Below are 9472 nucleotides of genomic sequence, written 5' to 3'. Positions count from 1 at the left end.
GCCGGTCGCGTTGAACGTGTCCGCCTGCGGCCGCAGGTACTGCCGCTCGGTCGGGATGCGGTGCGAGTGCAGGGTGCTCGATCCGCCGCTGCCGGCCGATTCGCTGCCAGTGCTCGCCGCGGTGATCGGGACCCATTGCGAGCGGGGGAACGTCGTGAGGTCGTCGGAGTCCGCGGCCCACAGCGGCGTGACCTGGTCGGTCGCGGCGATCTCTGCGAGGTCGACGAGCAGCTCGTTCATCGCGGCCTGCTCGTCGCTGATCGCGATGAGGTCGTTCTCGTGGCGGTCGACGTCGCCGCGCAGTCGGGCAGCCCACTGGGCGAGGCCCGAGAGTGTCGACGAGACGCCCTGGGTGATCGCCGACGCGATCGAGGTGACCGCACCGATGATGATCCGGCCGGCGGGGTTCTTCATCATCGCGGCGACGAGGTCGGAGAGTTCCTCGGTGTCCCCGGCGCCGGTGCCGGGGATCTCCGGGTAGGCGTTGCCGGCGGGTGTCGTCATCGGCTCGCCTCCTCCTGCTCGGCGGCGTCGAGCTCGTCGAGCCGGGCCCGCAGCATCGCGCGCTGCTCGGCCGTCGCGTCGGCGAGATCGACCTGCGCGGGAGGCTCCTCGAGCGGGGTGTCCCACGGCACCCAGCGGCCGCGGTTGTGGGTGCCGAGCGGCCCGTCGTTGAGGGGCCGCTGATAGTGCACACGCGGCCCGACGGTGATGTCGACGAGCCAGACCCCGGACTGTGTCGGTGTGCCGGTGATCGCGCCCGCCTCGACCCGCAGCCCGGGTGGCAGCTCGGAGGCGTTGACCCGCACCGCGGTGCGGTCGGCGCCGTCGATGATGTGCTCGTACGGCTCGCCGACACGCGGATCGTCGTCGGTGAGGTTGATGCTGATCGTGAGGGTGTAGGAGTGCGGGTCCGGCAGGAACAGTTTCGCGCCGAGGTCGTCGAAGATGTGCTTGGCGAGCGTGTTGATCTGGGCGGCCTCGAACGCGATGCCGGCGGAGCCGTACGCGTCGGACGGCGGGTGCAGAAACACCCAGCCGAGCGGGTGCATGTCCGCGGGCCATTCGTGCGGGAACGCCGGGTGCGGGCCGGTCGCGGTCATGGGTGCCTCCTCAGACGAGCGATGTGTAGCGGACGATTTCGCCGCGCACCGTTTCCAGGTGACGCAGCGCGGTGGTGCCGGGCAGCTCGTCCTCGCGGGAGTCGCCGATGGTGATGTCCCACGACGGCGGGGTGTCGCGGTCCCAGTGCCGGCGGCGGCGCGCGATGTGCGAGAGCCAGATTCGGTTCGCGACCTCGACACCGACGCGCCACCCGAGCCGGTAGTCGCGGCCCATCACGTAGGGCTGCATGTCGATCACGCGGGCGGTGAACGCGGCGAACCCGCGCTTGCCGTGCAGCCCCACGCGGCCGGATTGCAGCCCGCCGAGCGTCCACGCGTCGCCTTGCGCGAACGTGTGGATATAGGCGTGAGAGCCCAAGGTGGACTTGCGAATCCAGTTCGTGAATCGTTGCCACGCGAGGATCTGGTCCTCGACGGCCTTGTCGAAGATGCCGATCGCGAGACCCGGTATACCGATCGCCAATCCGATGTAGCCGAGCGCGCTGTTGAGGAGCAGCTTGATCGAGTTGTTCACCCACTGCGGCGATTTGCCGCCGATGATGACGGTGTGTCCGGTGGCGTGGTGCAGCGTCATCTTCGACCCGACGATCCCCTGGTGCTGCGAGGCCCGCCAGATCACCGTCGGCGCGTTGACACCGTCGGGCGGAGGCGCCGAGTTCGGGTCGGCGATCGTGATCGTCTCGCTCGCCCCGTCGGCGCCGATCGCACGCACGACGTCGCGGACGATGTCCCCGACCGCCGACCCGGTCCCGGCGAGAAACGAGCGTTGCACGATGTGCAGCACGAGGATCGGGTGCGTGAGGATCAGATGCTCGGGGAACGGCTGCGGATCGCCCGGCAGCCAGCGCTGCGGCACGATCTGCAGGCTCGCGTCCTCGAGCGTCGCCTTCACGAGGTCCCACATGTTGTCCATGCGGGCCGAGAGGATCGTGTGCTCGGACTCGTCGCGGCCCTTCGGCGGGGCGACGATAACCTTCCACCGGGACGGGTCGATCTGCCGCCACACCAGCGGGGTCCACATGTCGAATCCCCAGATCAGCAGCGGCTGCTGCTCCGAGCCGAGGTTGCGCTGCAGATACGACGCGATCACGGCGCGCGAGCGGCCGGCCTGCACATCGGACTTCGGGATCTGCGCTTCCAGTGGAGCGGCGGTGTTCGGTTTCGCGAGCAGGTTCTTCACGTGCTCGAAGTCGTGCAGCCCGATGACGGTGACCCGGTCGATGCCGTCGTCGGCGTCGAACTCGACCTCGATGTCGAGGACCTTGTAGCCCATCCGGTCCTCGGGGCCCCCGACCTCGTTCTCGACGTAGAAGTGAATGTCCTCGTCGAGGCCGTTCTGGTAGATCAGCCAGTCGACGAGCGGGTGATCACCGAACAGCGTGAACCGGCCCTCGTCGGTGTCGTTGACCAGCTCCCCGAAATCGGCCGACTCCTCACCGGTCACGTCGGCGACGTATTCCCATTCCTTGTCGCACAGCACGATCCGGTCCCGCACGGTCTGCTCGACCTGCCGCTTGCGTGCCGCGCGCTGGACGTCGATGCCGCGCGAGATCGCGTCGAGAACACCCATCAGCTCACCCCCACGGCTTGATCCATTGATCGACGAGCTCGACACGCACCGTCGCCTCGGTCTGCACCTCGACGGTCAGCGTCCGCGAGCGGCGCATCCCCGCCGGCAGCGGCGAGCCGAACGTGATGCCGCGCATCACGTCCGGCCACAGCGGCAGCCCCGACGTCACGTCGAGAGTGCGCTGCTGCGGGTCGGTGAAGACTTTCCAGCCCTCGTGCAGCGGGTGCGGGATCTCGACGATCCGGTCGGTGAGACCGTCCTGGATCCGGATGATCCCGCCGCCGTCGCCGACGATCACCGGCCACATCGTCAGGTCGGTCGGGTTGCGCACCTTGAACGTCAGGACACCCGTTCCGGTCTGTTCCGGTGTGGTGCGGGTGCCGCCCTGCCATGCCGGGTTGCACGCGACGATCCGCATGTCGTGTTCGAGGTAGTTGTTCTGCTCGGGGTGGATCGTCCACGGATCGTCCGGGTATTCGAGCAGCTGCACATCGAGCCACCTGGCGCCGCGGTCGACCTCGAGACGCCCGGTCTCGAGGTGCGACCACGACTGCCACCACAGCGACTCGACGTCGTCGTGCTCGCGGCCCGTGCGGGCCTGCGTCGAGACGACCATCTCGACGACCCGCTCGTCCTCGACGACCTTGCGGGCCGTCGCGCCGCGCTGATTCGCCGACCGCGTCAGTACGAGCTTGCGCGGCGGCAGATACAGGCCCTTGACGTGATTCATGATCTCCGCGCCCTGCCGGCCCGCCCGCGGGCCGTAGAGATCCCAGACGATCCCGTTCGGCCCGCGGTACACGATGTCGTGTGTCATCAGCTCACCTGTTCCTCGACGTCGTCGCGCGTGTGCGCTGCCCACCACCGCGCTGGTGCTGCCGCATCCACCGCTCGAACATGCGGAACATCTCGGCGCTGTCGCCGCCCTGGAACGTCGGCGCATACGTGTCTCCACCGCCGCGCGGCGCCGGCATGTCGAGCCGGTCGAGCAGCGCCCCCGAATCGAGTGCGCGGGTGAGCCGCTCGAAGTTCGCCGTCGTGCGCGGTTCGAGGACCCGCTCGGGTTCGAGGATGTTCTTCGGCAAGAACCCGATCCCCGACGCTTCACCGCCCCGGTCGAAGGGGTTGCGCGCCAGCAGGTCCTGCATCCACGGCGCATCCGCCGCGGGCACCGCGCCGTACGCACCCGACAGCAGCCGGTCGAGCTCACCCGGTGCCTCGTGGCCGGGCGTGAACGGCAGCTGCCCCATCGCCTCGTCCGGGGTGATGTGCCGCGCCGGCGGCGTCATCGTCGGCACCGCACTGCCGTCGCCGCCGCCCGTGAGGTCGCGGTCGGTGAACCCGCCCGTGACCGACGTGTCCGGGCGGGTGAGCCGCGTCGGATCCGCGAGGACCGAGTCACCGAGGCCGAGCTCGTCGAGCAGCCCGTCGATCAGAATCCCGGTCAGGTCCTGCCCGATCTCCCGAACCGACTTGAGCCGCGGCTCATCCGCGCCGCCCGCGTCGAGGAGACGACGCCGCGTCTCGTCGAGCGAGTTGCGTGCGTCGTAGACCGCGAGGTCGGAGCGTTCCTTGTCCATCGGTGTCGATGCCGGATCCGAATGCGTGCGGTCACGGTCGAGCTGCGCGTCGATCAACGCGAGCTCGGCGCGGCGCAGCGACAGATCGTCGTCGCTCATCGACCCGCCGAGCTCCGGCGCCGGGGTGATCGCGAACGCCCCACCGCCGCCTGCCCGCTTCGCTTCGAGCTCACGCACCTTCAACTCCGCGCGCTGGATCCTCAGGTCGGCCTGCTGCCGGTCGGTGTCCGTCGTGCCCTCGCGGCCGGCAGCGGTGTCGCGTGCCTCGATGGCCTGCGCGACGGCCAGGCGCGCCTCCTGCAGATCGAGCTCGTCCTCGTCGGTCCACTGCGTGGCCGGCGAATACATCGACCCGCCCGCGAGGCCGCCGGCGAACAGTGCCGGCGGCAGATGGAAGTGATGCGTGAACTGACCGTCCGTCGCCCCGGCGCGCCCGCCGCCGATACCCGACGTTCCGTGCGCACCACCGGACTCGACCGGCATACCGGCGAGCGTCGCCGCCATGTGCTCCTGCGAGACACCGACATTGAACGGCGACTCGCTGCTCAGGCCGGGCACCAGGCCCGCACCGTCACCCGCGAGCAGGCTGTACGTGGTGTAGAGCCGTTTCGTGGTGCGGCCGAGACCCATCAGGATCTGCTGCACCCAGCCGACCAGACCCGAGCAGTCGAACCGATCCGGCCCCGTCCTGCCCCACAGGTACGTGTTGCCGTCGACGGAGCGCACAGCGGAGATCGCCTCGTCGACGATCGGCCCGCCCTGCGCCCGCCGCAACACACCCCGGCGTGCCATCCCGCGCAGCTCGTACATGCGGTCGTGGCCACCGACAGCATCGACCTCGGCCGCCGTCCACATGTGCTCGCCGTCCGACCCCCACATCGGGATCGAGTCCGACGTCGGACCACCCGGACCGTGCAGCGGACCACCCTGCGCGCGCTCCGCGATCGCCGGCCGCCCGAACCGCGGGTCATAGGTCGCCTCGGCCCACGCGTTGATCGCCTGCGGCGACCACGCGCCGTGCTGCTGCACCGACTGCTGGATCGTCACCTGGATCGTCTTCGACTGCAGCGAATCGAGAATCGCCTTCATCGACTGCCCGTCCGCGAGCGCCTGCGCGATCTCGAGGAACACCTCAGGTCTGGTGACCTTCCCGGACAGCTCGTTGAGCTGCTCGATGGTCAGAGACCGGGCACCCTCGAACTCGCTGGTGTCCAGATCCGCCCCGGGTAGCACCTCCTGCCGATCGAGCCACGCCATGAACGCTTCGACGTCGCCGGCCTTGAGGTCGAACTCGTCGATGTCGAGATCGATTCCGGCGTTGATGTTGAAGTTCAGCAGCTGATCCCGACGCAGAACCCACTCGTCGAACTTCCGCCGCGCCTCCTCATCGTCCAGATTCACGACGAGGTCGTCCTCGCCGTCCGCGCCCCTGATGATCTGCCACGAGATGCCGAGCTCGTCGAGCTTGCGCTGTGCATCCTCCGTGCCCTCGGCGTCGATCCGGACGACCTTGGGCTCGTCGGGGTCGAGGGTCTGGAGCGTGCCCCAGATCGTTGCGAGTTGGGCTTCGACCTCGCCCGCACCTTCGAGCTGGGTGGTGACCCGTACGACGGTCTCGTTCCAGCCGAGGCTCTCGATCGCGCGCTGCACCTCCGGGATCTCGACACCGAACGTCTCGGCGGTCTGCTCGATCTGCGTGCGCAGGTTCGCGAACACGTCATCGACGGCGATGCCGGCGCGCGCCATCGTGGTGGCGTTGCGGATCATCTCGTCGAGCTGGTCCGAGAGGGCCTGCCCGTTCTCGGTGACGGTGGAGACCTGCCCGTCGACGATCAGCTGGTCACTCGCACCACGAGCCTGATCGATCGGAGCAGCCTGCTGGATCTGGCGGTTCAGTGAGTTGTTCTCATCGACCGCAGCCTTCTCATCGGGCTCCACACCCGCAATGAGTCGCAGCGTGTCGTAGAGCGCGTCGGACTGCTTCTGCGCCGACGCCGCCTCATCGCCCATCACCGCGAACATCTCGGCGATCGACTGATAGCTCGGCGTCAGCTCCCGGGCCGCAGCCTCGGCACGAATCAGCTCATTGCGCTGCTGCGCCATCCACGTGCTCGTCCTCTGCCCCGCGAGCGTCGTCAGATCGAGACGACCAGTGAGAGAGGCGAACTCACTATCCGTGCCGCGGATACCCGCAGCGAGTTCCTCGTTGGTGATCTGCAGGTCTTCGAGGGTGCTGCGAATGTCCTCAGCTCGCTCGGCGGTGTCGAACCGGTCCCCGAGATCGTCCGCGTAGCTCGACGATCGGCCGAGCGACAGCCACCCAGCCGCTGCGGTCTGCCATCGCTCCCAACCCGGCCGCTGAGATGCGAGCTCGGACTGCAGGTCCACCGATTCACGGATCTTCTCGTTGAACGCTGCGATGCCCGCGTCGTCGAGCGAACCGCCGGTGTCGTTGAGTGCCTTACGCAGGTCGTACTGCGCCTGCATCAAACCCTCGGTCGAGTTCGTCAGCAGATCGTGCATCCGCCGCGACTTGCCCACTTCGGCATTGATCGCGGTATAGGCGCCGACGGTGCCCATGATCGCGAGTCCGACGCCGCCGCCGAGCGCGGCGTACGCGGTCCGTGCGCCGTTCGCGAGGTGGGTACCGAGCGCGCGTCCGGTGTTGGTGGCGGTCTCACCGAGGGTGAGGACGCCGGCGGTGAGGGTGCCGATGGGGCGGCCGGCGGCCGCGGCCCATGCCTGCGTGTTGCGGACCTCGGTGCCGAAGCCCCGGACACCGGCGATGCTCGCGGACGCGGCACCGTGGGTGGCGAGGATGGTCCGCTGGTAGGCGTTCAGCCCGGTCGTGGCGCCCGCGGTGCCGGCGGCCGCGGCGGCCTGGGTGGCGGTGAGCGACGCGATCGACGGGACGACGGCACTCATGATCGCGGGGATCGTCTTGAACGCGCCGTATGCGAGGACGAGCGCGGTGACTGCGCCTTGGTTGCGTTCCATGACGTCGGCGGTGAGCTCGAGTGCGGGCACGAGCGTCGCGTCGAGGATCGGGACGGCTGCCTCGAGGAGATTGAGTAGCAGCTGCCACGAGGTGACACCGGTCGATGCGGCGGCCTCGGCGAGCGAGCCCGCGATCTTCTGGCCGGCGGGCCACACGCGGTCCCACGTCTGCCCGAGCTCGTCGAACAGCGCCTCGATCCGTGCGATCGAGTCGACGACCATCGGCGACGCCGCGAACTCGTCGTAGAGCTCGCGTGTCGCGGCGGCCGCGTCGAGGGCGCGCGGGACCCACACGTTGAAGATCTGCGCGTCGAGGGAGTCGGCGAACTCGCCGATCGCGGGTGTCGCGTCGTCGATCACGCTCGTGATGCCGAGCAGCCCGCCCTGCAGGCGGTCGAAGGTCGGTTCGAGTCCGGCGGCGCCGGCGCGGCCGAGCGCGGCCATCGTGTTGGACCAGGCCGCGGAGAACGTGTTCGTCGACTTCGCGGCGCCACCGAGGTTGTTCTCGAGAGCACGAAAGTACGTCTCGGAGTCGACCTTTCCGTCCACCACCATCTTGCGGAGTTCCTCGGCGGTGACGCCGAGCTCGTCCTGCAGGTACTGGTAGATGGGGATTCCGCGGTCGGCGAGCATGTCGAGCTCGCCGGTGAACGCCCGCTGGTTGGTCTGGACCTTCCCGAAGATCGACCCCATCTCGGCGAGCTCGACACCGGCGATCGCCGACGAGTCCGCGACGAGCGACAAGTACTCGGTGAGGTCCTTGCCCGGCTGCACTCCGGCGGCGACGGCGGTCGCGGCGAGGGTCGCGGCGTCACCGAGACCGAACGCGGTGCCCCGCACGGAATCGAGGGCGGAGTCCATGATCTTCGCCGTCGAGACGCTGGTGTGCCCGAGGGAGGCGAGCTTGCCCTCGGCGTCGTCGATCGCCCGCAGCCGCGAGAAACCCTGCACCGCTGCGGTGCCGATGACACCGGCGACAGCAGCACCGGTGGCGGCGGCACTGGCTTTGAGGGTCGTGGCGATCGCGGACCCCATGCGCGAGCCCATCGTCGCGCCGTGACGGTCGACGTTCGTCGACGCGGCGCCGAGGGCCTTGTCGATCTCCTTCGAGATCGCACTGGCATCGGAAACGAGGCTGACGTATCCGGTCGCGAGCTCGATACCGGCCACCGCACACTCCTTTCGGGCAGCGCCCGGCCCCCGCACCCCCTGCGACAGCGCGGGGATGCGGGAGACGGGCGTTCAGAGGGTCAGATGACGTGCCGGTAGGTGGCGCCGTCGGCGATCCGTCGGATCGACGCGGCCGGCACACGATGGAAGGTCGCGAGGTCCTCGTGCGACGCCCCTGCCGCGAGCGCGGTACGGATCGCGCGGACCTCGCTGTGCGCCAACCGCCGCCGCGGCGCCGCGGGCGGCGACGGCGGGTCGGGTGGCGCGTGCGCGACGACAGCGCGAACCCCGCGCTGTGCTCGGCGGGCCGCCATGACGTCGTGAATGTCGTCGAGCGGGATCGACGCCGACGACGAGGGTTTCTCGTCGGCCGGCTTCGCGTCGTCGTCGCCGACGCCGGGGCGTGGCAGTGGTGTCGGGCGCGGGGCGTTCTTGTCGCCGCCGCGCTGCCAGTTCGCGCCCTGGAGCGTGTCGTAGATCCCGGCGAGCAGATGCTCGAGGAGCGTCCACTGCCACGTCTGCGGCTGCAGATGCCGGTCGAGCGCGCTGCCCTGGGGACGATGCCGCAGCAGGCATTTCAGATCCCACCAGGACAGCGCCCACGTGCCGAGATCGGCGAGGGTGCGGCCCGACGCGAGGAGATCGGCCTGGATGGCCTCCTTGGTCTCCCGATCGCTCAGGAGCTGGCGGAGGCCGAGGATTCCCCCACCGACACCTCGGACGCCTTGAGCCACGCCGAGTGCAGGCCATCGACGACGATCTCGCTCTTGCGGATCGGCTCACCGTCCTTGTCCTTGCGGCCGGTGTCGACGACGGTGCGCACACCCATCAGCTGGTCGCGCGAGAGCGTCGCGATCACCTTGCCGAGCTCGGGGTCGATCTTCGCGATGAGGTTGCGCACGAACGTGTACTCGCCCGAGCGCTTCACGAGCGGATCCTCGAGGTACTCCGCCGCCGCCGCAGGCAGGTACTGCATGAGCGGCAGCCGGTACATGACGTCGCCGAGCTGGAACTCGAAGTAGTTGCCGGGG

Annotated in this window: 7 protein-coding genes; all 7 read right to left on the bottom strand. The window is 69.2% G+C overall.

The window, feature by feature from the left end; all coding sequences use genetic code 11:
* The coding region (locus RR1_RS21025) for a hypothetical protein (RefSeq protein ID WP_040772511.1) at positions 1–504 on the bottom strand (504 nt) is incomplete at its 3' end.
* The gene (locus tag RR1_RS21020; RefSeq protein ID WP_010837431.1) at positions 501–1103 is read right to left on the bottom strand and encodes a phage gene 29 protein family protein; all 603 of its coding nucleotides are present in this window, start codon (positions 1101–1103) and stop codon (positions 501–503) included. The genes RR1_RS21025 and RR1_RS21020, both read right to left, overlap by 4 nt.
* A gap of 10 nt (positions 1104–1113) precedes the next feature.
* Positions 1114–2694 (bottom strand): Gp37-like protein, encoded by a 1581-nt coding sequence (locus tag RR1_RS21015; RefSeq protein WP_010837430.1) that lies wholly within the window; start codon positions 2692–2694, stop codon positions 1114–1116.
* 4 nt (positions 2695–2698) lie between these two features.
* Positions 2699–3511, bottom strand: coding sequence for a hypothetical protein (locus tag RR1_RS21010; RefSeq protein WP_040772510.1), 813 nt, complete (start codon positions 3509–3511; stop codon positions 2699–2701).
* A gap of 4 nt (positions 3512–3515) precedes the next feature.
* Positions 3516–8441 (bottom strand): tape measure protein, encoded by a 4926-nt coding sequence (locus RR1_RS21005; protein ID WP_010837428.1) that lies wholly within the window; start codon positions 8439–8441, stop codon positions 3516–3518.
* Between the two features lie 80 nt (positions 8442–8521).
* Positions 8522–9175, bottom strand: coding sequence for a hypothetical protein (locus RR1_RS21000; protein ID WP_010837427.1), 654 nt, complete (start codon positions 9173–9175; stop codon positions 8522–8524).
* Positions 9118–9472 (bottom strand): hypothetical protein (locus RR1_RS22470; protein ID WP_040772509.1); only part of this gene is annotated, 355 nt, incomplete at its 5' end. The genes RR1_RS22470 and RR1_RS21000, both read right to left, overlap by 58 nt.

The sequence above is a fragment of the Rhodococcus rhodnii NBRC 100604 genome, from assembly GCF_001894925.1.
Taxonomy (GTDB): domain Bacteria; phylum Actinomycetota; class Actinomycetes; order Mycobacteriales; family Mycobacteriaceae; genus Rhodococcus_F; species Rhodococcus_F rhodnii.
The sequence above is the reverse complement of the archived record's forward strand: the minus strand, read 5'-3'. Positions and strand labels throughout refer to the sequence as shown.